Raw genomic sequence first — 755 nt, forward strand, 5'->3', positions numbered from 1 at the left:
TCCTATTCCAATAAAACCTTGTATCATTATATTGGTATATCCTATTTCTGTAATCAATCAGTTTCACACCTTTTACTCCTAATACAGAATCTACCCATTGTAAATGCTTAGCTTCTGATATATCCAAAGTAGGATGATTATCATATATAGATAGGCTATCAGTAATCAGTGTATCAGTATTCTTATTACCAATACATAATAGTAGTATAACTATGCATAAATATTTCCTAATCAATAACAACCACATTTATTCCACAAGTCATTCAATTCTTGTTCTAATTCTGTATCATTAGTTAGATTATATGCAATCTGAATGTCTTCACAAGCTACCTTTTTCTCATTCAAGTAGATACGACAGATAGCCCTATTATAATACGCCATTGCATCTCGTTTAAAATCATCTGTATCCAATGCTTTAGTCCAATCAGATTCAGCTTTATCCCACATATTCATATCCATATAAATAAATGCCCGTTGAGTATAATTATCTGGCTGTGCATTATTCAAATTTATCGCTTTTGTTATATCTTGCAAAGCTTCTTCATTCCTTTTTTGAGACCTATATAGGTGACAACGGTTTATATATCCTATTGGATTATTAGGATGATATTCTATTGCTTGACTGAAATAAGATTCTGCATCTCTATTGTTATCAACAACATAAGATATTATACCTAAGGCATTTAGAGATTGAATATCTTCGGCTTTCTCATTTAATATACTTGTAAATATATCAATAGCTTCATTAAAGTTTC

Annotated in this window: 1 protein-coding gene and 1 pseudogene; both read right to left on the reverse strand. The window is 30.1% G+C overall.

Translation table 11 applies throughout. The features are described 5' to 3' along the window. Positions 1-247 (reverse strand): annotated as a pseudogene (locus tag AB5935_RS24950) (hypothetical protein); the annotation flags it as partial. Further along, the coding region (locus AB5935_RS24955; RefSeq protein WP_368327750.1) for a tetratricopeptide repeat protein at positions 232-755 on the reverse strand (524 nt) is incomplete at its 5' end. The pseudogene AB5935_RS24950 and the gene AB5935_RS24955, both read right to left, overlap by 16 nt.

The sequence above is a fragment of the Phocaeicola sp. RTP21198st1_B8_RTP21198_201120 genome (assembly GCF_040929485.1).
GTDB classification, from domain to species: domain Bacteria; phylum Bacteroidota; class Bacteroidia; order Bacteroidales; family Bacteroidaceae; genus Phocaeicola; species Phocaeicola dorei.